Origin of the sequence: Streptococcus sp. HMSC078D09, from assembly GCF_001813675.1 — a bacterium.
Lineage (GTDB): Bacteria > Bacillota > Bacilli > Lactobacillales > Streptococcaceae > Streptococcus.
Genome location: NZ_KV813676.1, coordinates 66438 through 89394, shown reverse-complemented (window position 1 = coordinate 89394; position 22957 = coordinate 66438). Strand labels below are relative to the sequence as shown.

Sequence of the window (22957 nt, the reverse complement as noted above, 5' to 3'; positions counted from 1 at the left end):
TTATTTCTTTAGGGAGCGATAAGCGATCTCTCCAACCGCCATTGGAATCACATTTGATGTGTTTACATAAGTCTTAGTTGTAATCGTATCACTATGAGTGAGTGCTTCAGAAATAGCTTCCATAGAGGTTCCAGCCTGTTTAGCGAGTGTGGCTCCTGTATGTCGTAATTTATGAGGAGTTGCATGTGCAAGTTCTGGATGACGACGCTTAACAGATTTCATTTTGTTGTTAAGATAATCAGCATGGAGACAACTGTTTACATTTCCCTTTGTATCAATATACGTAAAAACATACTGTTCAGGAGTTTGCATGATGTTAAATGAAGCCAGTTCAGATTTTTGTTGCTTCTTCCAAGAATTTAACAAGTCGGTAAGTTCTTGTGGAATCGAAAAAATCGTCTTTTTATTCCCTTTAGTTGACTTTTGATTTTTATATCGATCTAAGGCTTGAACCAATTGAATTTGTTGATTTTTGAAATCAATATGTTTCCATTGCAAAGCGTAGCTCTCTGACTTTCTATCTCCTAAAAAGAAGGTAGTATAGAACAAAACATAGTCTTTGAATAGAATTTTTTCAGTCTCCAAATCCTTTTCAAAAGCTGTAAACCATGCTTGAAGTTCTTCTTGAGATAGATATAAATCTTCATCTTTTTTAGATTCCTGTAACTTGATTTTCTTAGTGGCTTTGATACGGCTTATAGTTTTTGATAGGCGATTAGTTTCGATATACTCTAATTCTTCTGCCCAGTCAAAGATAGAGTTAACGTAGCTCCTGATAACTTTGAAATTTGCATATTCTTCAGCCTTTTGAGTCAATAGATTTAGTACAACTTGCTTATTTTGATTAAGAAAGTCTATTGAATAATTCCCAAGTAAGGGTAAGATGTGTTTTCTAAAAGCAATTTCTGTTCCAACTATAGTTGCTTGAGAAGGTGGTTTAGCAGTAGAAGTAGTTTGACCTGCTTTGTAGGATTCCCACCAAACGTTTTGATAGAAATCTGAAAAAAGGATAGAACCACTATTTTCTAATGAGACTGAATCTCCACTATGAATTTTATCAATCTTATTTTGAAGTTCTAGTTCATATTTTTTTGCTTCAATCCTTGTTTTGAATCGTTTTTCAATCACTTTCTTATCAACACCTAGTGAAGACTTCACATCCTCAGGAATATAGACACGTAAGCGATAGGTTCCGTTTTTAGTTTTTATAATAGACATAGTATTCTCCTTTTGAATTGAGCTAGAAAATACCATGGTTACATTATAACAAACGACCATAGAATTTCTACTGCTTTTGTAACCAGCGATTGATTTCAGATTTGCTAAAGCGAACAGTTTTACCAATCTTAATGCAAGGCAATCCTTGCTTAATCCACTTGTCTAAAGTATTATTTGTTATATTCAAATACTCACAAGTTTGCTTTTTATTTAAAAAATGATTGATATTTTCATTAATATCTAAAAATTTATCCAGTTCTTTTTTAACAGTATCTGATATTAGTAATTGAAGTTGCCTAACCATTTCGTCGTCTGGAATAAATAAATTCATAAATAGTCCTGTTTATTTCTTTCTATTAGATTTAAATTTAATTAGTTTGGATTTTTTTAAGTCTTCAAGGGTTGAAGAGTTAAAAAATAGGAAAACGTTGCTGTAGTAATACTTTTCCATTTTTTTAATCAGAATTTATATTAAAATGGAAGAAGTATTTATTTGAATTTCATTTAAAAAAGAATCCAGGGATGAACCAATGTCTTTATCCTTGATTTTATTAACGTCATTAATAAAACTATCTTTTTCTTCATTGGTAAAACTAGGGATTTTAAAAAAATGGAGTTTATTATTTTGATTACTCTTGTAACAACCAAAGTCAAAGATAGTAACAAGATATAGACTATTTAGCATTAAGCTAAAGAGATATAGTACTTGCCATGTAATCATAATAGAAAGAAAATAACTCTCATTTTTCAAATCATTCCTCCTACTTTCTTTAATCAGATTTTTTTTAGTTCTTGCACAGTTTTTTGGATTTACAAATTTAGATGCATCAATAAATAAAAAAATAGATTCATCCAATGTTATTGGATATAAATAATCCATAGCATGATTTAGTTGAGTTTCAAAAAAAGTTTTTATATATCCATCTTTACCTTTTTCTTCATACAATTCTTTTAACTTATTTTGGGTATCTCTTACTGAAGTTTGAACAATTATCTTAAAGTTGCACAATCCTTTCTCAATTACACTATATACAAATGAATAGAGCTGATCATTGTTTAGTTTATCCAAGTCAGTACTCTTGAATTCACTTTTAATTTTTTGTTCATTCAGTGTCATTTCGTATCTATAGATGCGATATTTACGAGATACGTTTGATTCAATCTGGTTATTATGTTCAGCTTTTGCTGTTTTATCGTAAAGAACATGCAACAAGTTTTCATTTTTTTTACTTGAAAGAATATGGTGGTCTTCGGGAGTTGAACATTTTGTATAAACTTTTTTATTTACTTGAGATGTATTAGATAGAGCCCTCAATAATAAATTTCTTGTTTGAAAATGAATAATCGCATCAGTAGCAAATGTAAATGAGATTTCCATTTGATGAATCCTAATTGTTGTTGGGATAATCCAAATACCAGTTTGCTGTTTGATTTCCGTCATAACTTTTATTAGTTTCTTTCGTATTGCAGAAATAGAGAGAGTTTCAAAATTGAGACCTCCATGATTCAGTTGTAGTAAGGAATAATTAACAGTATCTCCGATTTCTTTTTTATAAATTTTCCCAATTTCAAGTCTTCCGAATTCCCTTGATTGGATAATTAAATCTTCTATCTGATTTGAATTGTAATTTAATTTTTTAACTTTATCAGGATTCTTTTTGCTGTATTCTATCAGTTTTTCGATGTCAACAATTAGATTTTCACCCAAGTTAAAATCCATGCGATCAAAGCCCCAGAAGGAATTCATTAAAGTAAAACAAGATTGAATTTCTTTCTCATTTAATTGCATCTGTTTTAATTGCATCTGTTCAGTAGAAATTTTAGTAAGCCTTTTCATGTTTTAATGTTTCCTTTTTACTATTATTTTTGTTAGGAAGTATATAATTCAATTTAAATCCCCTATATATAGGTATGCCATTTTTTTGACAGAAAACGCCTTTTTTTTTAAAAAAAAAAGTGAAAAAATGGAAGAAATTTTGAAAAACAATAAAATACACAATGTTTAATTGTTAAAAAAACGCGTAATGATAAGGGTTTGGAGAAAAAATTAGGTTTTTCCCTACTTTATTTATTTTTTTATTTCAATGAGAGATATACAATTATTTTTTAGAAGTACTTATTAGTTTGCTTGTGCGATTAACTTGTAAGCATAGGACTTTTGAAACTCTTCTGGTCGATTATGTCCGAGAGCACGTGATACAATTAAACAAGCCTTTCGATCAAGGACAACGCCTTTTAATTCTCCCCGTAGATAAATTTTTTCTTTTTTATCTTTGATATCTTTGGGATCTCTCGCGACAAGAAGATAAAGACGTTTTGCGTATTCAGCACGATATTTATGAGGTTTTAAAGCAGATGGAACTTGAAACACACGCTTTTTACCAGCTAGCTTAAACTCCTCAACAAGCCTCTCTAATTCTTCTTTGTCTCGTGTGATAATCGGAACCCAACGATCTCTAGCTCCTTTTGTTTTATGCTTTTTACCAATGATTTTAAGATAATATCGGCCATCCTCACGTTGGTAGAGTGAGTCACCAGTAATTGCTTTTAGCTCATTTTTTCGTAGTCCAGTGGCAGATACGATTGAAAACCATCGATTATTCGTTTCTTCAGACATTCTATCGTCATTAGATTTTAAGCGATTATTTTTTTTGTTGGCTCGATATCGAATATCTGTTGCAATAAAAGCAGTAGAAGATACGCCTAAGACTTTAGCTAATGCTGCTTTGTATGTTGATTGGGTTGGTGCAGAAAGCCCAGTTTTTTTACAATGTTCTAAGTATTGATTTACTAAGTCAATCCATATATCTACATTCTTAGATTTTTCAAGAGCTTTTAAATCTTCGGCAGTGGCTGTTGCAGCAACAAAGGAAGCAAATCTGCTCCAGGATCCAGCGTAGTTATGAAGAGTTCGGTCTGTATGGATTAAATGAATGTCCTCTCCTGTCTTTTTGGATTCATTTCTTTTGATACCTTTTCCCTTCTTGAAGCGCGTGACTAGATTAGTTAATCCCTTTGATTGGATGAATTGTTTACGACCTTCAAAAGTGTTTAGAGCATCCATCTGTTGTTTCTTAGCTTTTTCTCTAGCTTTTCGTCGTTCTGAACGACTACGTTTTTTCTTTGCCATAGTTCTTTCCTTTCTATAGAAGATGATGTTCATTTAAAGAAGATCTTAAGAAAAATCTTAAGGTCTTTTTTATTCAAGTTGAAGTAGTGCAGTGATTTAAAGCTTATATTCACTGATGTAGTATCTTCCCTGTGCTGAGGGCGCTTCTTAATTGATGGCTAAGAAGTTAACCAAGTCATTTTACAACATGACAAGTTGACTCAATTAAAATAATATGTAGAGTTCCATCTTACAGATAAAAATCTGTTGTTTTTTCTTTTTACTCTTTTTCAGGTTTAAATGCTTTGAATTTAGCGACTGAGTTAAGCTAGTTTTTTTGTATTTGATTTTTAGACTTTTGCTATTTACTTTCTTTTTTATACTTTTATTCTTTACTTTGTTCCAATTAAAAAATCTTCTTAAACTGCTGTTGACATTGCTTCTGTTATTTACAAATTTATTTTTTTAAGTTAATGATATACAAAAACTGGTTCTTTCCTAACCCGGCTTAAACCTGCTGTTTCCACGATAGCTACCTCCTTTTAAACATAAAAAAACGTAGCTATATTAGTTACGTCTCTACTTAATCAATCTTTAGATATCTATAGTATGCCATAAATTGATAAAAATAAAAAAACAAATTTCATCTCTCTTTTGTGTTATACGGTTTTATTTCGGACTGTGTGTTTAGCGTGACTTACACATACGTTTCTGTCAACGCTAAACACACAGAAAAATTAGAATTGCAAAATAAATGAGGGATGAGAGAAAGAGGAAAAACTACAAAAAATTCAATAAGTGAAACAATATCTTTATCGTTTTTTCTTAATTATTTTTTTTATAAATTGGGATTTGTGGCATACTATAACTGTAAAAACATTTTAGGAGGAAACAACTATGTTTCTAAAATATTATTCACTCATTAACTATATTCTCTATAAAAATCGCAGAGAATTCGAAAACTCATTTGATTGCTATCCCAAAAAGACAGTGTATGAGTTTTATATTAGGGAGTCTACGGGAGGAATAAAAATTAGGCAAAAAGAACATAATGCAATTCATGTTAGCCTATTTTCTAATAGTGGAAGTTATATTACACTTTACTTAAGGAATTTTACGCCAGAAGATTTGGTGGCTGTGATGAATTCATTAATCAAGCAGAAGAAAGAACTTGGATATGAGCGGTTGATTTGCTTGTTATCAGAGCTCAAAAATGATGAACGTTTAAGTTTATTGATGAAGTTATCCAAAATGAAATAAACATACTGGGACAAGTATCTCAGTGTGTTCTTGTGGTAAATAAGAGATTATGAATAAAATTGAAATGTCTAGTTATTGAAAAAACGATAACTAGACGTTACAATAAAACATGTGAATTATTTTTTAAAGTATATGATAGTAAGAGAAAGTTCGAAAGGGATAATGAAATGAAAACTCCAAAGCTGTATAATGATTTGATCAATGAGAAAAAAATTACCAATGAAATTATTGCAGAATGTGTATATTCTGTGAATAAGCGAGCTAAAAATTATCGTGATAAAATTAAAGAATACAAAAACGGAAGTTTCCATCAGCGTTTGGAGAGTAATATTGAAAAAGCGGAAGAGGAAATGGGAAAATACTATCAACTAAAAGAGGAGTTATTGAAAGTATTTTCTCCAACTCTGATTCACAAACAATTCATTGGCGAAGAGAAAAAAAGAGTATATAGTTATGAAAAAAACTACGAGGAATTGTTGAAAGAAAAAACTAATGAAATTATTTGGAAAAATAGTTACTATGATTACGATAAAGATATGGAGGTCGAGTTTTTTGATTATCGTCTAGGAACAAAGAAATATCTATATTTCTTATATTACGAAATTGGGGAATATAGTTTTCATTCACCTATTACAGAGAAAATTGCTGAAAGAAATACTGGATTAGAAATTCAAGAAATCGACGAAAATTTCAAAACACATGGCTCTAAGATTGAAGGATTGCTGTCAATACAATTTGTAAAAAAAGTATTAGAATTACTGCAAAGCGAAGATTATACAATTGTTGACCAAGAGTAAGATAAAGAATTGTGAATAATGGATAAAACAATAACAGTTTAAAGGGTGTAAACTTTTCGGAAGAATCTAGCTCAATTTGTGTATTTTTAGGGTAAAATTCACACCTAAGAATACGATATGCAATCTTTCCGACAGCCATTGGAATCACATTTCTATTTATGAAATCTATCATTTCGAAAGATTTCATGGAACCATATAAATATGCAGCGAAATAAGGGTAAGGAATTGCATATTGTGACAATCTAGACCATGAAATATATAAGGATTCTTCTCAATTAAAAATGATTTTAGAACTCGATTTTCCTATAGAAATTGTAAAAATTGGATTTTTGTAGAATCAAGGAGTCTTCTATCACAAGGGAGTTTAGGAAAAAATTAGAGTTAGCTCAAACAGTTGTTAAAAGAGGAGCCCATTCTCATTTGGAGAGGGCTCCTCTTTTCTGTTAAATAGTAGCAATCAAACAGGTAATGAAACGGTACACATGTATATGATTATCAAAATATTTTAATAAAAGTATAATTTAAAGGGAAAGTGTATTTACAAGGGTTACAGGGGTCTGTTATAATGATAGTATGGGAGCGGTTACATGAAAATTTTAAGGTTTAGTTTATCATTAATTGCAATGGTTGCAGTTTTATTTTTAGGTCTAAAAATCTTGGATGGATTCGAACAGAAAGCTGTAGAGAAGCATTTTCAAAATGCAATAGAGACGAGGTTTCATCAGAATCCAGATGTCTTTGCTTGGCTAACAGTCGAAGGGACTCGAATTGATTATCCAGTAGCTCAACATCCAAGGGATGATGCTTATTACCTATCTCACGATATAGATGGTAAAGAGACCTATTATGGAGCTATATTTACAGAGCTGGTTAACAAAATAACATTTGAAGATCCTGTCACTATAATCTATGGACATGCTATGTTAGATGATTCTATGTTTGGATCTTTAGATTATTTTGCGAAGCCAGCTTTTTTTAAAGAGCATGAACGTATTACGATTGACACCTTGACTCAACATTTTGAATATGAGGTGTTGGCAGCTCACTCCTATACAGATGATCATCTTTTTCATACATTCAAATTAGGAAGTCGAGAAGGCCTCAGATATTATTTAGAAACATTACAGATAAGAACGTCAGACTATGGGGGATTCTATCGTCAGATAGCCACTGACCCTCAAAAAGATCGATTTTTAATCTTATCAACATGTGATGCTATTGGAAATGACCAACGTTTTGTGGTTACCGCTCGTTTAAAAAGTGTTAAAGAAAGGACAAGTAAATAATGAAAATATCAAGACTCTCAAGGTTCTGGAGACTAGCTACTGGCTTGCTGCTTTTAGGAGTGGGGCAACGCCTTCTATTTACAGGTGCGATTTCCCCGGTGCTAGTCGATAAAGGGTTATCACTCATTCTGACCTTACTCAGCCTACTATTTTTAATGATAGGAACAGTTCTTATTTTTCCAATAGCGATCTGGTTTTATAAGCAGTATCGATCAGATAAACGCTTAAATCACACTATTCTTATTTACTTGTTTGGTGTGATTTTATGCGGAATCCTCATCGGGGGCTTTGGTCAAATTTTATACGATAATACAAGTTTGGAATATGATCATGTCAAGATTGCTATCTGGGTTTTTACTACCATTATCCAAACTTTTCTTAAAGTAGTCTTATCCTATAGTTTGGTTAGTATCTATAAGGCTTTACCAATGAAAAGTAGAGCAGAGCAAATGCGACTACCTGCTCTAGTATCAATGATTATCGTTACTGTTTGTTTAGCTATCGCTGCTTGGTTTCCAATACTAGGTTCTTTCGTTTTATCAATCACTGATGCTCTTATTTTAATTTTTACACTTTATTATTTTATTTATCTTACAAAGGAGAATGATGATGAAAAGACTTCGTAAGACCATACAGTGGTTATTATTGCTGAGTTTGTTTGTTTCTAACATGCCGTTGATCTATGCGGAAGAAATAAACGAAGCAATTAAACAAGGACAGGCTGAGGAAGCTTATAAAAAAGCTGTTACAGAGGCGAGTAGCCAGACTGTTGGTTCTGAAAATGCAAATACAGAAGGATCGACAAGTGCTGACGCTTCATCAAAACCAGCAAAAGATGGAGGAGATGCCCTACAACAACCAAAGGTGATCAACGAAGAGAGTAAGGCAGAGGCAGAACTCAAGAAACAATATGGTGAACCAGTAGCGGTTAGTGGGCAAGAACAATTGTTTCGCGTTGATGATACTCACTTTGTGACGCATATTGGGAGTGATATTAAAACCTATATTGATAAAGAAGGGGTAGAAGTTCCTGTAGATTTATCTCTTTATTCTTATCATGCTAATGGGAAGCACTATTATCTACCTAAAGAATCTCCAGTAGGAGTAGTTCTTCCGAGCGAAGTCAAAGAAGATACTCCTATTGATATTACACATAAGGATGACAAAATTTCCCTGTATCCGCTTGATAAGACATACGAACAAGCAACTGTAGAAAAGAATGCCATCTTATACAACAATGTCGATGGCAAAACAGATGTGCAATATACGGTACAGTCTAATGGAGTCAAAGAAGAAATCATCTTAGCCGAGTGGGGTGGGAAGAACTCCTTTACTTATGGTTTGGATGCATCTAAGTATGATGTTTCTTTGAAAGACAATCAAATCCTTGTCCGTGAAAAGGGGAAAGCGAAGATTCTCTTTGTACTAACTGCTCCAATGATGTAGGACGGATTTTGCGGACATTCAAAATAAAAAAGAATGTGGAGGTAACAGACAATGGCAAAATCATTATTTGAGGAACTGGGCGGCAAATACGAAAGGCAAGGGGATTATTTGATACCGTGCTTAACTGTACCCGCCGAAGAAGAACAGGCAATAGGCATCTGGGGGCAACGGCATTTAGATTATCTAAAACAGTACCGTAAAGTTACATACACCAATCTTCTTACAAGCGGCAGGCTAAACGCCTACCTTGCCGACATCAACAGACAGGCACAGGAACGCTTTGAAAGGCTCATAGAGGGTATGAAACAGGCACAGGGCATAACGGAACAGCTAAAGGCAGAAAACGCCTTAGAATGGACAGGATGCCTCAATAACATAAGGGCTTGTGCGAGGGAGATTGTGGAAAAGGAAATTATTTTTGCATAAACAGATGATTAGTGGCAGGGGGAAATCCTGCCGCTTTTTCTGCTTTAGTTTGTCAGCTTGACAAATAAAGGGTTAAGGAATATAATTAGATTCAGTATTATACAAGGAGTTAATAAATATGCGGCAAGGTATTCTTAAATAAACTGTCAATTTGATAGTGGGAACAAAAAGTAGCAGTCCCGTTTCACTTTTAATATGGGGCTTAGTTTTTTGTACCCAGTTTAAGAATACTTTTATCATGTAATTTTATATGCCCGAAAACATATAAGTGTTTTGGGGCTATTGGAGTTATTTACCCAGTGATAGGAGTATTTATCACTGGGTATTTTTATGCCCTTTTTTGGGTGTTGATAGGAGGAAAATCACATGAAAATAATTAACTTAGGCATTCTGGCTCACGTTGACGCAGGAAAGACAACATTAACGGAAAGTTTATTGTATACCAGTGGTGCAATTGCAGAACTAGGGAGCGTAGATGAAGGCACAACAAGGACAGATACAATGAATTTGGAGCGTCAAAGGGGAATCACTATCCAGACAGCAGTGACATCTTTTCAGTGGGAGGATGTAAAAGTCAACATTATAGATACGCCAGGCCATATGGATTTTTTGGCGGAAGTATACCGTTCTTTATCCGTATTAGACGGAGCAGTATTATTAGTTTCTGCAAAGGATGGCATACAGGCACAGACCCGTATACTGTTTCATGCACTACAGATAATGAAGATTCCGACAATTTTTTTCATCAATAAAATTGACCAAGAGGGGATTGATTTGCCAATGGTATATCGGGAAATGAAAGCAAAGCTTTCTTCGGAAATTATAGTGAAGCAAAAGGTTGGGCAGCATCCCCATATAAATGTAACGGACAATGACGATATGGAACAGTGGGATGCGGTAATTATGGGAAACGATGAACTATTAGAGAAATATATGTCAGGGAAACCGTTTAAAATGTCAGAACTGGAACAGGAAGAAAACAGGAGATTCCAAAACGGAACGTTATTTCCCGTTTATCACGGAAGCGCTAAAAACAATCTGGGGATTCGGCAGCTTATAGAAGTAATTGCCAGTAAATTTTATTCATCAACGCCTGAAGGTCAATCTGAACTATGCGGGCAGGTTTTTAAGATTGAATATTCAGAGAAAAGGCGGCGTTTTGTTTATGTGCGTATATATAGCGGAACATTGCATTTGAGGGATGTTATTAGAATATCTGAAAAAGAGAAAATAAAAATCACAGAGATGTGTGTTCCGACAAACGGTGAATTATATTCATCCGATACAGCCTGCTCTGGTGATATTGTAATTTTACCAAATGATGTTTTGCAGCTAAACAGTATTTTGGGGAACGAAATACTGTTGCCGCAGAGAAAATTTATTGAAAATCCTCTCCCTATGCTCCAAACAACGATTGCAGTAAAGAAATCTGAACAGCGGGAAATATTGCTTGGGGCACTTACAGAAATTTCAGATGGCGACCCTCTTTTAAAATATTATGTGGATACTACAACGCATGAGATTATACTTTCTTTTTTGGGGAATGTGCAGATGGAAGTCATTTGTGCCATCCTTGAGGAAAAATATCATGTGGAGGCAGAAATAAAAGAGCCTACTGTTATATATATGGAAAGACCGCTTAGAAAAGCAGAATATACCATCCACATAGAAGTCCCGCCAAATCCTTTCTGGGCTTCTGTCGGGTTGTCCATAGAGCCGCTCCCTATTGGAAGCGGAGTGCAGTATGAAAGCAGAGTTTCACTTGGATATTTAAATCAATCGTTCCAAAATGCGGTTATGGAGGGGGTTCTTTATGGCTGCGAGCAGGGGCTGTATGGATGGAAAGTGACAGACTGTAAAATCTGTTTTGAATATGGATTGTATTATAGTCCTGTAAGTACCCCCGCAGACTTTCGGCTGCTTTCCCCTATCGTATTGGAGCAGGCTTTAAAAAAAGCAGGGACAGAACTATTAGAGCCATATCTCCACTTTGAAATTTATGCACCGCAGGAATATCTCTCACGGGCGTATCATGATGCTCCAAGGTATTGTGCAGATATTGTAAGTACTCAGATAAAGAATGACGAGGTCATTCTGAAAGGAGAAATCCCTGCTAGATGTATTCAAGAATACAGGAACGATTTAACTTATTTCACAAATGGGCAGGGAGTCTGCTTGACAGAGTTAAAAGGATACCAGCCAGCTATTGGTAAATTTATTTGCCAACCCCGCCGCCCGAATAGCCGTATAGATAAGGTTCGGCATATGTTCCACAAGTTAGCTTAACAGCTTGCAAAAGTCATATAAAATGAGATTTGAAAGGATTAGAGACTAATTATGATGAAATGCGAATGGATATTGTGTCCTGTTTGTGGGAGCAAAACCCGTAATAAAATTAGGAAGGACACTGTTTTGGAGAATTATCCCCTTTATTGTCCAAAATGCAGACAAGAAAGATTGATTAAAGTTGACAACTTGAAGATAACTGTCATCAAAGAGCCAGACGCTTAAGACGCAGAGCCGATGAAATTGTGGAACAATTCACGAATCATCGGCTCTTTTTGTTTCGTATTTGAAAGAACAAACTCACCAAATAAAAAAAAACGATATTCGGGTGGGTTATTTTGTTATACCCTAAATTACCCTCTGAATTTGTTTTTAAATTTGGAGGGATTTTTTTATGTCCTTTTTTCGGGCAGTTATCTATCTGCTCATACGAAGCAAAATTTATCAATACATAGCATATCAGAGAACGGCAGGAAACCAGTTAAAAAAATTTCTGCCAGTGCAACGGTACTTCTCACCTTGAAAGTAGAAGTACAATCTCCATACAATAGAATTACTATTTCCTATAACCGTAAAGGTCACAGAGCCTTTGCGGTTTTGTTCGAAATGCCAATTATTATTGATTTGTAAAGGTGGAGCTTGTCCTAAACGTGATATTTTTAATGAACGGACGTTTAATGAAAAGTGCCAACGTATGCGACAAAATATTTTACAAAATTTTGAACTTGCGATTTTATCCAATAAGGTCGATTATGAATTGAAGGTAGAATGAGATGGGAACTATTTTTAAGCATATTTCAAAAACTAAATTATTTTTTTATCTATTATTTTCGCTATTATATTCCTTACAAGGCTTACTTACTTCATTTCTCATACAGGTAGCAGGAAAAGTTGATGTAAATGACAATCGAATGATCCTAACATTTGGATTAAGTGGAGTGTTATTATTTGTCTTTATCTACGCTTGTATGTATGTCAATAATATCCTAGCACGAGCAATCATTGAAGATTTTAATGTTCTTATTTCTAAAAAAGCTATTGAGAAGTTCTATCAAAGAACATTGCAATACAGTCCATCAGAATTAAATTCCTTTTTAGCACAAGATATTCTAATGTTTTGGCAAGAGTATCTGGTCCCGCTCATTATTTATCCTATCTTTGGACTATCTATTCTAGCTTCTGTGTCCTATCTTTTGATACAACATATCCAACTAGGTCTGATGTTTACAGTTGGGGGATTTTTAATGATTATACCCCAGTTTATCTTTCATAAGATGTTGAAGAGACGAGGGGAGGAATTAAGTAAAGCTAGAGAAAACAGTATGGCTTCTATCACGGATTTTACCAAAGGAATAGATACTATTCGTAGTAATCAAGCTAGCCAGCAGTTTTCGGTTCATGTGTTGGATGCTATTAAAAACACTGAAAGGAAGCAATACCATTATTTTACAAGTCATAATTTAGTCATGTTTTGGACAGGACCTCTCAAAGGTATAGGGCTAGTTATCCCTCTGATGATAGGATTATTTTTGATGAGAACAACCTCTTTAACTCTGACGACATTACTTGCCATGATGACGGCCTCGATGAATCTTATTTCTCCTTTACAACAATTGCTAGAAGGTACTTCTAGTCTACAATCATCCACAGCTATTAGAGATAAGGTAGTTTCTATTTTACAGTTAAGTGATGGATTTACTGACGTAAAGGAAAAAAACGTTGAAGGAAGAAAATTATGTATTGATATTGATCATTTAAGTAAATCATTTGGAGAAAAAAAGCTCTTTCAACAGTTATCTCTTAATATTCCTTTTGGAAAAAAGGTTTTACTGACGGGAGCAAGCGGCAGTGGGAAATCTACTCTGTTTAGACTTTTAAGTGGTGAAGATACTGAATATTCAGGAACTATTTCTTTTGAAAGTGAGAATGGAATGTCTTTTAAGCCATCGTATGATTGTGTATCAGTCATTCATCAAAAGCCTTATATTTTTAACGGTAGTTTAAGAGATAATGTAACTCTCTTCCAAGATTTTTCAGACAGTAGTATAATAGATGTGTTACAGAAAGTTAATCTTCTTAAGGAAGTTGGCAATAATCTTGAATTACACCTTGATGGACAAAATCTATCAGGTGGTCAAATGATGAAATTGGAACTTGCCAGAGCTTTGCTTAGATTGAAGCCCATTCTACTTGTTGATGAGGTAACAGCTTCATTGGATGATACGAATGCAAAAGAGATTCGACAGCTTATTTACTATCAAGATTGTACAATTATTGAAATTGCTCATAAATTCAATAAAGATAATTATGATGAGGTTATTAAGTTAGAAGATTATAGATTTCGTGATTAACACAGACTTCAAATTGAAATACAATCCAATATATTGCATTTGATAATCAGTTGTATTGAAAATAAAATACAGATAGAATTCTGCAAGTATCTGATACTATGCTATTTTAGACTAATTGAAAGCTAACTTTTTATTTTCCCCTATTCAATCAAACTCAATCAGTTTTTTTTGAAATAAGAGATAGAATTCTGTGAGTGCTTGATGCTGATGCTACGCTGTTTTTAGTCCAACTGAAACCCATACTTTCCAAACCAGGTCTTAAGAAAGCTCGTAAAGCATCACAATTTAGTAAACGTTAATTCGAAAGAATTACTATACTTACAAAGAGCACCTTTCGGGGTGTTTTTTTTGTACTTTCTTACTAAATTTGTGCAATTGACACAGTTGTTGCGACTTTAGTCGCTTATAAATGTGGCTGCAATTTGACGAAATCAATTGCCATAAAATGTTAATCAATGTGATACTATTAACGCTTCGAAACACTTCATGGTTCACACCATGGGGGCTGCCTAGCTTATTTATTACTCTTGAATATACAATATAAGTACGTAATAAAAGCTCATAAGATTTTCTAGTTAAATAGAATTGAACGAACTAGTTACGAAAGGAAGTCTTATGAGCTGCCATCATTTTACCATAGTTGAGCATGAAAGTATTCTCATTTACCGTACGCAAGATCTAAATCCCCCTCAAATTACTAAGTTATTTCATTTGATATAGGATAAATCCATCCTATATTTTTGCTTTTGTTGCTTAATAATGGTATGATAAACAAAAGGAGGCGATGACAATGCAAATTAATCTTGAAAATTTAATTCCAATCACGGAGGCGAATCAGAATTTCTCTAAAGTTGCTCGAATGGTTGATAGTAAGGGTACAGCTGTTATTTTGAAAAACAATAAACCTAAATATGTTTTAGTTGACTATAACACCTTAGTTCAAGAAGAACAGACAGAAGCTGTTGTTGCAGATCAAGCTAGTGTTGACGAGGTGGCAAGCTCTATCTTGTCACGCCACCTAGAAGCCTTGAAGGAATTAGCTAAATGAAGCGATTAACCGTTGAACAGGTTGTTGCCTTACATAGTCAATTGATTATATCTACGGGAGGAATGGATGGTGTACGAGACAAGGGGTTAGTTGAGGCCTCGCTTTCGAATGTTTTTGACACTTATTTTGGAGTTGATCAATATCCAACTATTGAAGAAAAGGCATCTAGGCTTTGTTATTCTTTGATTAAGAATCACGCTTTTTTAGATGGAAATAAGCGCATTGGTATTTTTGTAATGCTTGTGCTACTAGAACTTAACGATATTGTGCTTGATTGTACTGATGAAGAGTTGGTTCATCTCGGATTGGGTGTAGCGGCATCAGAATTAACCTACGAAGATATTTTAGATTTTGTAAAAAGTCATTGATACAAAAAGCAAGTGACTATTAAAAATTACTTGCTTTATTTTTTAATGATTCGAAGGTAATAATGGTGTGAACTTTTTGGTAAAATCTAGCTCAATTCGTGTATTTTTAGTGTAAAATTCACACCATTCAAATGAAAGTTATTCAAATTAGATGAAATTGTTCTTTCTGAAAACGTGAGAAAACATTGATTTTAAGCGCATTTTGAAACGTATTCAAATAGAAGTGTTTCCAACCAGGTCTTAAGAAAGCTCGTAAAGCTTCACAATTTAGTAAACGTTAAAACTTATTTATACTTATTGAAAGCATTTCGTCTAATACGAGATGCTTTTTTTCTGGTTTAATTTTACAAATTGGGAAAATTAAAAAGTACAAATTAATGAAGTGATTATTGATAAAAATAGTTAATAATTGGTTAAACAAAATATATAACTCGTTTATAAATTTATAGAAATGAACCATTATAAATCTCCTCTTAAATATTGAAAAAACCATTGGCAGTGGACATACTTTAAGACTATATATTTCTGAAACTAGTTTCACAATACAAATATTGACATGCAATTATTAATTGGTGGATTTTAAGTTGACATCTATAAATTTTAATGTTAGAATACATTCAAAAATATATTTGAATGAGGTGTTTTATGATTCAAAATATTGTTACTTCAATAATCCTGTATTCTGGGACAGCCGTAGACTTACTTATTATCCTAATGTTATTTTTTGCCAAAAGAAAAAGCAGAAAAGACATCATTAACATCTATTTAGGACAATTTCTAGGCTCTGTTAGTCTAATATTGCTAAGTTTACTTTTTGCATTTGTCTTAAATTATATTCCTAGTAAAGAGATTTTAGGTTTGCTCGGTTTGATTCCAATTTTCCTAGGACTCAAAGTTTTGCTTTTAGGAGATTCTGATGGAGAAGCTATTGCAAAAGATGGTTTGCGAAAAGACAATAAAAACCTGATTTTTCTAGTCGCTATGATTACTTTTGCAAGTTGTGGCGCTGACAATATTGGTGTTTTTGTCCCATATTTTACCACCTTAAATTTAGCGAATTTGATAGTGACTTTACTTACTTTTCTAGTCATGATTTATCTCTTGGTTTTTTCTGCCCAAAAATTAGCACAAGTCCCTTCTGTTGGAGAAACTTTGGAAAAATATAGCAGATGGTTTATTGCCGTTGTCTATTTAGGATTGGGGATGTATATCCTGATTGAAAACAACAGCTTTGACATGCTATGGGCTGTGTTAGGCTAGGAGAAAAAATTATGAAAAAAGATAGTATCTGTCAAGTGGATGTTATTAATCAACAAAATGTTACAACCGCAACGAACTACCTTGAAAAGGAAAAAGTCCAAAAATCACTTCGCATTTTATCAAAATTTACCGATAATAAACAGATAAATATCATCTTTTATCTCCTTGCTGTTGAAGAACTCTGTGTCTGTGATATAGCCTGTTTACTAAATCTCAGTATGGCATCTGCCTCCCACCATCTTCGTAAACTAGCCAATCAAAACATCTTGGACACTAGAAGAGAGGGGAAAATTATATATTATTTTATAAAAGATGAGGAAATCAAAGACTTTTTTAATCAACTAGGATAACAACTATTTTTACTACTTTATCATGATTATATATAGGACTTATCTATGAAATTTTTTGATGAAAATTACTCACAAGAAAGACTACTCGTAGCAATGGATGAATATTTCTAAAGTTAAATAGAATATGACAGATACATGCTTTTTAGTGTATCTTGTTTGTACTCAAAATATGAAGTGACTATCCAATATTTAAGATTAATAAATATTATACGATGAGATAGAATACTACAAAATGAAAGGCAATGTAATCCGATGAAGAAAGATAGATTAATTGCATTGACAGATGCTGTTCTAGCAATTATTATGACCATTTTGATTTTAGAGTTAGAAAAACCAACGACACCAAGTCTTCAAGCTTTTTGGGATTTACGGCAAAATTTCTTTGCTTATTTTCTTTCCTTTTTCTGGTTGGGATCGTTATGGATGGCACTAAATACATTGTGGGAAAAGGTTGAGAAAATTTCCCCACAAATTGTTTGGTGGAATTTGTATCTTTTATTTTTTGTTTCATTTATGCCCTATGCTACTGGAATAGTTAGTAGTCATTTCATGAATCATACGGCACAGCTCTTTTATGGACTGATCGTTATTGTTTCAACGGTAGCAAACTGGTTTTTACATAAAGTAATTGATAAACCCAATATAGATCAGAAAGAATTACTTGAAGCTAACGCACAATATAGAAAGTTATTGATACCTGACCAAATAATTAAAGGAGTGGGATTGATTCTATCCTTAATTCTCTATCCTCCGATTATGATGTATAGTGTTTTAATTGCGGCATTTTACATCATAACTTTAAAAACACTATCTGAAAAAAGAGTGAATAACTAAAAAATGGTGATCAAAGTTAGGTGTATTATTTTAATGCTCACAGACCTAAACTATTCCCCTATTTATAATCTATTGATTCATATTTTATGAAATTAATCAGTAGATATCGTTCTGAAAAGCCTTGATAATACGCTGTTTTTAGTCCAACTGAAACCCATACTTTCCAAACCAGGTCTTAAGAAAGCTCGTAAAGCATCACAATTTAGTAAACGTTAATTCGAAAGAATTACAATACTTACAAAGAGCACCTTTCGAGGTGTTCTTTTTGTATTTTCATACTAAATTGTGGTAGTTGACGTAGTTGTTGTGGCTTTAGCCGCTTACAATTACGGCTGCCATTCGACGAAGTCAATTGCCTCAAAACGTTAATCAACACGATACTATCAACGTTTACAGACATTCAAGAGTATTCTCTTGGATGTCTTTTTTTGTTTCAAAAATACAAAGTTGACCCCGTTATTTTTTTGATTTCAAGTATCCATTTCATCTCTATTTAGAAAAATATCAAATCAATTCTTATTCAGGATAAGAGTTTTGACCTAAATCATTTACAAAATGACAAAAATAATGATATTTTTGACTATTATCATTTTCAAAAATAAAAAGATATGTTACAATGTAATCAAGTTAAAGAAATAAGACTTTGAACGGAGAAACTATGAGGATATCGGTAATAATATCTTATATAATAACAAAGGAGGAAAAATCAGATTCTACCATTTTTGGGATATCTAAGCGAAGTGGCTGAGTTTGATGACAATGGTAAATATGAAGCTAAAAAATCGTTTAAAAGAGCTTCGCGCTCGTGATGGTTTAAACCAAACCGAGCTTGCAAAGCTAGCAGGTATATCTAGGCAGACCATTAGTTTGCTAGAGCGTGATGAGTATACCCCCTCTATTATTATCGCCTTGAAAATCTCTCAGATATTTCATGAGCCAGTAGAGTCGGTATTTCGCTTAGAGGAGGAAGAATCATGAACAAATATAGAGTAATTTATTATCTTTGTATCATTGCCTTTATAGCAAATGTTTCGATGATGATCGGGACCTTGATGGGATGGTTTCACATTTTAGACAGTAATTATTTTTTCTGGAGTGGCTTGATTTTTAGTTTAGTATTTGAGCGGATAGAAAAGAAAGTAAAAGAAAGAGTATAAAAGGAGTAAGATTATGAAAGAGTTTTTGGCAGATTTTCAAGTAGATACCGAACATAAAGAAATTGCAGGGGTTTGTGCCGGTATCGCCCGTTATTTCAATGTAGACCCTCTGATGATTCGTGCATTAGCCGTTTTGCTTTTTCTATCTTCGATAGAAATTAGTCTTCTCACAGTGATAAGTTATGCTTTTTTAGCTGGCTGGATGGGAAATGAATCTCTTGAAGTAGTCATCAAAAAATCAGGGTACAAGATTCTATTTTTCTATCTAGTTGCCATTCTCCTGAATAGTTTTGGTGATCAAGTTTTAACGGCGACTTTTGGATTTGGGCATGCTCTGGTTCAAGGACTGCTAGGTTTATTTTAGAAAGAAGATAGAAAATGAAAAAGAAACATTTATTACTATTGTTAGGAAGTTTATTGTTGGGTGGTTTAATCGGAATGTTTGGTGCTACCTTTACGAATCTTCATTTAAACATTTCTCAAGAGCAAGTACAGTTTATTTTGACGACCATCTTTTTCTGTCTGGGAATACTATCGACAATAGTAGCTCTCTATTTTATCATGAATAGTAGGAAAGTTTATGCTAGCTACCTAGCAGAAGAAGATGATGAATTAAACGAGCGAGCTTATATTAAGATGTATCGCTCTCTAGATTATGGGACAGTTGCTTACAATGTTTTGCAAGTTAGTATGCTTTTTAGCTTGCTTACAGTGTTGCCTAGCCACGATTTACCGATATCAGCTTTTCTCTTAGCAGTATTAACCATTCTTGTTGGAAGTTTCTGCATCAAAACAACGAGCAAAATTCGTAATTACCAACTCTCTATTTTAGCCACACCAAAAGAGGTATTAGATTATCTAGAAACCTATGACGAGGGAGAGAAACAAGCGGAAATGGAAGAGGCTTATTTAATCTTGTTCAAACTCAATCAGCTAATCTTACCATCTGTCTATATCATCTTGTTTGCCCTATCCATTATTCTTGGAGAAGTACAGTTAGTTGCTGCCCTTATAACTGCTGTCATCCATCTCTATATCAATATTGCACAATTAAGAAAAACAAAACGTTACTTTAAATAACAGGGGTTTCTATGAATCGTGTCGCAAATGTAGGTGACGATGTTGAAAGGAATGAATCAATCAAAATAAATCTCATTCCAAGATAGAGCTAAACACAAAATTCTAAAAAGTTTGTAAAGTAGCTTTAGTAAACGTTCTTTTAAAAGAATGCTAATCATTACAATGAGCACCCTTCGGGGTGTTTTTTCTATACCTAAGATAAATGGAAAATAAAAACCCACCCTATCTTCCACGGTCAAACATGACTGTAGAAAATAGAGTGGGTCTAGGATGTTAAAGACTATTTGTCTTCTTTATGAAAGATATTTTTAACGCCCTTGATAGCTCCTTCGACAGCTTCTTTTGCATCTTCAGCAACTTCTTTTGCTTTTGAAGCAACTTTTTCAGCAGTGCCTTCAGCTTCTGTTTTTGTATCACCGGTTAATTTACCGAAGCCTTCTTTAACAGAACCCTTCACTTGGTTCAATTTTTCTTCTAATGACATAGCGTCACCTCCGTTAAGTAAATAGTTTTTTAATCTGAATTTAAGACAGTTCATTTAAAAAATTAAAACTATTTAGTTCAGATTAGTATAATTATATGCCCTCTGAAATGGAAAGTCAAATATCCGCTCCGGCATTGTAATAATAGGGATGAGGTCTGAATAATGATCGACTAATAGGTCACGACTTTCAGGATTTCCAGCAAAGATAACGAAAGAAGCCAAAAACTTTTCTGTCTCCAATAAAATAAATGGTATAATGGTCGTGAATGGATACATCGTAACGCTATTTTTTGAAAAAGAGAAGAGAAACATGAAAAGAATCCTCAAAACCTACCCCGTTGTCAGTACTTTGTCTTTAACTTGTTTGTTGCTCGGCCTGTTGACTTCCTTTTATGGGGATGCTATGTACGACCTATTGGCTTTTCATTCAAAGCCGGTGTATGGTTGGCAATATGTCAGTGGGACCCTGATGCACGGTAGTAAAGGAGCCCCTATCTGGTTTTTATGGGTCCATTTGTTGTTAAATGGACTCATGATCCTTCCCTTCGGAGGACTGCTAGAAAGAAATAGAGGCTCCAGACAAGTCTTAATCGTTTTTGTGACGGCGACAGTCCTCTCTTCCATCGTTTTTCACTTTTTAACCCAGGAGCAGGACATTCAGGCAACAGGGATCTCTGCTGTAGGATACGCCTTTGTGACCGGAGGGGTTATGATCCTGCCAAACGTGTGGAAAGAATTTTCACGTACCGTAAAATGGCTTTATCTATTCTTGATTTTTCTATCTGGCCTCATGCTCTTACCAGTAATCACCGGATGGATATCAACACTATTGCATCTTTCAGGGATTGTGAGTTATCTATTGGTCTTTATCGGAAGTAAAGGATTGAAGGGGAGGAGCTAACTATTAAGATGGCTCCTCAGTAAGGTTTTCATCGTACTTCCTTGACTCTTCTTCTACCGGGCCGTATAATATTCTATATCAATGAAGAAATCACCTTTTGTCATTGTGCAAAGGGTGATTTTATAACGAAAAAAAGGAGACACAATGGGGTATATCTCTACGATCAAAACAGCTGTTCAGCTCTTTCCTTTTCTGGCATTTTTGCTGACCTTGCCCTACATGATTTTGAATTATCGAAAATATGGTTCGGTCAATAAACTGCGGGTGCTGATTTTCTATTCTTTTATGCTTTACTTGATGACGGTCTATCTCTTGGTGATCTTGCCTCTGCCGGATCCAAGTAAGATTCATACTAACTACTCGGAAATGGTCAATCTCCATCCCTTTGCTTTTGTAGTGGATTTTTTCCAGGAGAGCCCCTTTGATTTAGCGCAGACTGGTACATGGATTCAAGCCCTTAAGCATCCAACTTTTTATGTGCCTGCCTTTAATGTTCTGATGTTGATTCCTTTTGGGATGTATCTGCGCTATTATTTCAAGTGTGGTTTTAAGAAAACGATTCTCCTGACAGCCCTCTTTAGTCTCTTTTTGGAGCTGACCCAGTTATCAGGTCTCTACTTTCTATATCCGGGTCCTTACCGCCTAGCAGATGTCGATGATATTATTCAAAATACCACTGGTGGTGGAGTGGGTTATCTGCTTGGTTGGTTCCTGGTTTGGTTATTGCCGACACGAGATGAAATTGACGAACATTCTTTCCGAGTAGGAACCAGAGTATCTGGTTTCCGGACGGGTCTTGCCTTCTTGATCGACTTTGTGATGCTATCCTTGCTTTACGCGGTAATCGAGCGTTTAGAGACGATTCCTTATGTAGCGGTTTTGGCTGTTTATTTTGGTTTGATTCCCTTGTGGCGGGGCAAAACCTTGGGAATGGCTTTATTGAAATTCCGCTTGCATTTTGACAAGCAAAAATGGCTTCGCACCATCTGGTGGGGAATCCTGGTAGTAGGTTATTTCTATCTGATTCCTCAAGGGTTGTTCTATTTGATTTCGCTCTTGAATAGCGATTTGACGGACAATTCTCTCTTAACCCTGTCCATGATTTTATTGCTCTTCTTTGTGGTTTTATTGTACCTGATTCTCACTCTTGCCATTATCTTGCTTAATCGTCGCTTTCTGTTTGACCGTCTAGCTGGGGCTGAGTATGAGAGTACGGTGCGCGTGAAGAAAGAGCTCTTAAAAGATGAAACTGAATCGTCAAAATAGAGAGAGTGGGACAGAAATCAGTAATTCGTT

25 protein-coding genes and 1 pseudogene are annotated in these 22957 nt (G+C 34.2%); 21 read left to right on the top strand and 5 right to left on the bottom strand.

The window, feature by feature from the left end; genetic code table 11:
- From HMPREF2926_RS09305 to HMPREF2926_RS09290, 4 genes are all read right to left on the bottom strand, one after another.
- Positions 1-1218 (bottom strand): tyrosine-type recombinase/integrase, encoded by a 1218-nt coding sequence (locus HMPREF2926_RS09305; protein WP_070587562.1) that lies wholly within the window; start codon positions 1216-1218, stop codon positions 1-3.
- A gap of 67 nt (positions 1219-1285) precedes the next feature.
- The gene (locus tag HMPREF2926_RS09300) at positions 1286-1549 is read right to left on the bottom strand and encodes a helix-turn-helix domain-containing protein (protein WP_070587558.1); all 264 of its coding nucleotides are present in this window, start codon (positions 1547-1549) and stop codon (positions 1286-1288) included.
- Between the two features lie 135 nt (positions 1550-1684).
- On the bottom strand, positions 1685-3055 hold the full coding sequence (locus tag HMPREF2926_RS09295) for a hypothetical protein (protein WP_070587556.1): 1371 nt from the start codon (positions 3053-3055) through the stop codon (positions 1685-1687).
- Between the two features lie 282 nt (positions 3056-3337).
- Complete coding sequence (locus HMPREF2926_RS09290) at positions 3338-4348, bottom strand: site-specific integrase (RefSeq protein ID WP_070587553.1); 1011 nt, start codon at positions 4346-4348, stop codon at positions 3338-3340.
- Positions 4349-5224: 876 nt separating this feature from the next.
- Between HMPREF2926_RS09290 and HMPREF2926_RS09285 the strand changes: the two genes are divergently transcribed.
- The 19 genes and pseudogenes from HMPREF2926_RS09285 (at position 5225) to HMPREF2926_RS09200 (ending at position 20276) form a co-directional block, all read left to right on the top strand.
- A complete protein-coding gene (locus HMPREF2926_RS09285) occupies positions 5225-5587 on the top strand; it encodes a hypothetical protein (protein WP_070587550.1) in 363 nt (120 codons plus the stop codon).
- Positions 5588-5754: 167 nt separating this feature from the next.
- Positions 5755-6384: a hypothetical protein gene (locus tag HMPREF2926_RS09280; protein ID WP_070587547.1), complete on the top strand. Its 630-nt coding sequence runs from the start codon at positions 5755-5757 to the stop codon at positions 6382-6384.
- Positions 6385-6971: 587 nt separating this feature from the next.
- A complete protein-coding gene (locus HMPREF2926_RS09275) occupies positions 6972-7670 on the top strand; it encodes a class B sortase (RefSeq protein WP_070587544.1) in 699 nt (232 codons plus the stop codon).
- Positions 7670-8296, top strand: a complete 627-nt coding sequence (locus tag HMPREF2926_RS09270) for a hypothetical protein (protein WP_083307961.1) — start codon at positions 7670-7672, stop codon at positions 8294-8296. Before HMPREF2926_RS09275 ends, HMPREF2926_RS09270 begins: the two co-directional genes overlap by 1 nt.
- Positions 8277-9116, top strand: a complete 840-nt coding sequence (locus HMPREF2926_RS09265; RefSeq protein ID WP_218108107.1) for a hypothetical protein — start codon at positions 8277-8279, stop codon at positions 9114-9116. The genes HMPREF2926_RS09270 and HMPREF2926_RS09265 overlap by 20 nt, the downstream gene beginning before the upstream one ends.
- Positions 9107-9187: pseudogene (locus HMPREF2926_RS11460) on the top strand (helicase); the annotation flags it as partial. The gene HMPREF2926_RS09265 and the pseudogene HMPREF2926_RS11460, both read left to right, overlap by 10 nt.
- A complete protein-coding gene (locus HMPREF2926_RS09260; protein ID WP_001129922.1) occupies positions 9168-9542 on the top strand; it encodes a TnpV protein in 375 nt (124 codons plus the stop codon). The pseudogene HMPREF2926_RS11460 and the gene HMPREF2926_RS09260, both read left to right, overlap by 20 nt.
- Positions 9543-9908: 366 nt before the next feature.
- On the top strand, positions 9909-11828 hold the full coding sequence (gene tet(O) / locus HMPREF2926_RS09255; protein ID WP_000691758.1) for a tetracycline resistance ribosomal protection protein Tet(O): 1920 nt from the start codon (positions 9909-9911) through the stop codon (positions 11826-11828).
- A gap of 51 nt (positions 11829-11879) precedes the next feature.
- Positions 11880-12053, top strand: a complete 174-nt coding sequence (locus HMPREF2926_RS10785; protein WP_002779755.1) for a cysteine-rich KTR domain-containing protein — start codon at positions 11880-11882, stop codon at positions 12051-12053.
- A 548-nt stretch (positions 12054-12601) separates the two neighbouring features.
- Positions 12602-14179, top strand: a complete 1578-nt coding sequence (locus HMPREF2926_RS09250; protein WP_070587536.1) for an ATP-binding cassette domain-containing protein — start codon at positions 12602-12604, stop codon at positions 14177-14179.
- Between the two features lie 790 nt (positions 14180-14969).
- A complete protein-coding gene (locus HMPREF2926_RS09245) occupies positions 14970-15227 on the top strand; it encodes a type II toxin-antitoxin system Phd/YefM family antitoxin (protein ID WP_070587534.1) in 258 nt (85 codons plus the stop codon).
- A complete protein-coding gene (locus HMPREF2926_RS09240; RefSeq protein ID WP_046165031.1) occupies positions 15224-15595 on the top strand; it encodes a type II toxin-antitoxin system death-on-curing family toxin in 372 nt (123 codons plus the stop codon). The genes HMPREF2926_RS09245 and HMPREF2926_RS09240 overlap by 4 nt, the downstream gene beginning before the upstream one ends.
- Positions 15596-16240: 645 nt before the next feature.
- Positions 16241-16855 (top strand): CadD family cadmium resistance transporter, encoded by a 615-nt coding sequence (locus tag HMPREF2926_RS09230; RefSeq protein WP_070587531.1) that lies wholly within the window; start codon positions 16241-16243, stop codon positions 16853-16855.
- An 11-nt stretch (positions 16856-16866) separates the two neighbouring features.
- Positions 16867-17205: a Cd(II)/Zn(II)-sensing metalloregulatory transcriptional regulator CadX gene (gene cadX, locus HMPREF2926_RS09225; RefSeq protein WP_002889640.1), complete on the top strand. Its 339-nt coding sequence runs from the start codon at positions 16867-16869 to the stop codon at positions 17203-17205.
- A 252-nt stretch (positions 17206-17457) separates the two neighbouring features.
- Positions 17458-18039 (top strand): TMEM175 family protein, encoded by a 582-nt coding sequence (locus HMPREF2926_RS09220; RefSeq protein ID WP_070587527.1) that lies wholly within the window; start codon positions 17458-17460, stop codon positions 18037-18039.
- 768 nt (positions 18040-18807) lie between these two features.
- Positions 18808-19017, top strand: a complete 210-nt coding sequence (locus tag HMPREF2926_RS09215; RefSeq protein WP_031576108.1) for a helix-turn-helix transcriptional regulator — start codon at positions 18808-18810, stop codon at positions 19015-19017.
- Positions 19014-19196, top strand: coding sequence for a hypothetical protein (locus HMPREF2926_RS09210; RefSeq protein ID WP_049499707.1), 183 nt, complete (start codon positions 19014-19016; stop codon positions 19194-19196). The genes HMPREF2926_RS09215 and HMPREF2926_RS09210 overlap by 4 nt, the downstream gene beginning before the upstream one ends.
- Positions 19197-19209: 13 nt before the next feature.
- Positions 19210-19560: a PspC domain-containing protein gene (locus HMPREF2926_RS09205; protein WP_049499704.1), complete on the top strand. Its 351-nt coding sequence runs from the start codon at positions 19210-19212 to the stop codon at positions 19558-19560.
- A 14-nt stretch (positions 19561-19574) separates the two neighbouring features.
- Positions 19575-20276 carry a DUF3169 family protein gene (locus HMPREF2926_RS09200; RefSeq protein WP_070587525.1) on the top strand — a complete coding sequence of 234 codons (702 nt, stop codon included), beginning with the start codon at positions 19575-19577 and terminating at the stop codon, positions 20274-20276.
- 280 nt (positions 20277-20556) lie between these two features.
- Here the strand turns inward: HMPREF2926_RS09200 and HMPREF2926_RS09195 are convergent, their stop codons facing one another.
- Positions 20557-20760: a CsbD family protein gene (locus HMPREF2926_RS09195; RefSeq protein ID WP_023919356.1), complete on the bottom strand. Its 204-nt coding sequence runs from the start codon at positions 20758-20760 to the stop codon at positions 20557-20559.
- A gap of 310 nt (positions 20761-21070) precedes the next feature.
- On the opposite strand from HMPREF2926_RS09195, the gene HMPREF2926_RS09185 reads away from it, so the two are divergent.
- A complete protein-coding gene (locus HMPREF2926_RS09185) occupies positions 21071-21661 on the top strand; it encodes a rhomboid family intramembrane serine protease (RefSeq protein WP_042759775.1) in 591 nt (196 codons plus the stop codon).
- Between the two features lie 144 nt (positions 21662-21805).
- Positions 21806-22927 carry a VanZ family protein gene (locus HMPREF2926_RS09180; protein ID WP_003010141.1) on the top strand — a complete coding sequence of 374 codons (1122 nt, stop codon included), beginning with the start codon at positions 21806-21808 and terminating at the stop codon, positions 22925-22927.
- Positions 22928-22957 lie beyond the last annotated feature (30 nt).

Excerpts from the sequence above, each read along its gene's own strand:
- HMPREF2926_RS09305 (WP_070587562.1), bottom strand. The coding sequence starts at position 1,218 with ATGTCTATTATAAAAACTAAAAACGGAACCTATCGCTTACGTGTCTAT.
- HMPREF2926_RS09300 (WP_070587558.1), bottom strand. The coding sequence starts at position 1,549 with ATGAATTTATTTATTCCAGACGACGAAATGGTTAGGCAACTTCAATTA.
- HMPREF2926_RS09295 (WP_070587556.1), bottom strand. The coding sequence starts at position 3,055 with ATGAAAAGGCTTACTAAAATTTCTACTGAACAGATGCAATTAAAACAG.
- HMPREF2926_RS09290 (WP_070587553.1), bottom strand. The coding sequence starts at position 4,348 with ATGGCAAAGAAAAAACGTAGTCGTTCAGAACGACGAAAAGCTAGAGAA.
- HMPREF2926_RS09285 (WP_070587550.1), top strand. The coding sequence starts at position 5,225 with ATGTTTCTAAAATATTATTCACTCATTAACTATATTCTCTATAAAAAT.
- HMPREF2926_RS09280 (WP_070587547.1), top strand. The coding sequence starts at position 5,755 with ATGAAAACTCCAAAGCTGTATAATGATTTGATCAATGAGAAAAAAATT.
- HMPREF2926_RS09275 (WP_070587544.1), top strand. The coding sequence starts at position 6,972 with ATGAAAATTTTAAGGTTTAGTTTATCATTAATTGCAATGGTTGCAGTT.
- HMPREF2926_RS09270 (WP_083307961.1), top strand. The coding sequence starts at position 7,670 with ATGAAAATATCAAGACTCTCAAGGTTCTGGAGACTAGCTACTGGCTTG.
- HMPREF2926_RS09265 (WP_218108107.1), top strand. The coding sequence starts at position 8,277 with ATGATGAAAAGACTTCGTAAGACCATACAGTGGTTATTATTGCTGAGT.
- HMPREF2926_RS09260 (WP_001129922.1), top strand. The coding sequence starts at position 9,168 with ATGGCAAAATCATTATTTGAGGAACTGGGCGGCAAATACGAAAGGCAA.
- HMPREF2926_RS10785 (WP_002779755.1), top strand. The coding sequence starts at position 11,880 with ATGATGAAATGCGAATGGATATTGTGTCCTGTTTGTGGGAGCAAAACC.
- HMPREF2926_RS09250 (WP_070587536.1), top strand. The coding sequence starts at position 12,602 with ATGGGAACTATTTTTAAGCATATTTCAAAAACTAAATTATTTTTTTAT.
- HMPREF2926_RS09245 (WP_070587534.1), top strand. The coding sequence starts at position 14,970 with ATGCAAATTAATCTTGAAAATTTAATTCCAATCACGGAGGCGAATCAG.
- HMPREF2926_RS09240 (WP_046165031.1), top strand. The coding sequence starts at position 15,224 with ATGAAGCGATTAACCGTTGAACAGGTTGTTGCCTTACATAGTCAATTG.
- HMPREF2926_RS09230 (WP_070587531.1), top strand. The coding sequence starts at position 16,241 with ATGATTCAAAATATTGTTACTTCAATAATCCTGTATTCTGGGACAGCC.
- cadX (WP_002889640.1), top strand. The coding sequence starts at position 16,867 with ATGAAAAAAGATAGTATCTGTCAAGTGGATGTTATTAATCAACAAAAT.
- HMPREF2926_RS09220 (WP_070587527.1), top strand. The coding sequence starts at position 17,458 with ATGAAGAAAGATAGATTAATTGCATTGACAGATGCTGTTCTAGCAATT.
- HMPREF2926_RS09215 (WP_031576108.1), top strand. The coding sequence starts at position 18,808 with ATGAAGCTAAAAAATCGTTTAAAAGAGCTTCGCGCTCGTGATGGTTTA.
- HMPREF2926_RS09210 (WP_049499707.1), top strand. The coding sequence starts at position 19,014 with ATGAACAAATATAGAGTAATTTATTATCTTTGTATCATTGCCTTTATA.
- HMPREF2926_RS09205 (WP_049499704.1), top strand. The coding sequence starts at position 19,210 with ATGAAAGAGTTTTTGGCAGATTTTCAAGTAGATACCGAACATAAAGAA.
- HMPREF2926_RS09200 (WP_070587525.1), top strand. The coding sequence starts at position 19,575 with ATGAAAAAGAAACATTTATTACTATTGTTAGGAAGTTTATTGTTGGGT.
- HMPREF2926_RS09195 (WP_023919356.1), bottom strand. The coding sequence starts at position 20,760 with ATGTCATTAGAAGAAAAATTGAACCAAGTGAAGGGTTCTGTTAAAGAA.
- HMPREF2926_RS09185 (WP_042759775.1), top strand. The coding sequence starts at position 21,071 with ATGAAAAGAATCCTCAAAACCTACCCCGTTGTCAGTACTTTGTCTTTA.
- HMPREF2926_RS09180 (WP_003010141.1), top strand. The coding sequence starts at position 21,806 with ATGGGGTATATCTCTACGATCAAAACAGCTGTTCAGCTCTTTCCTTTT.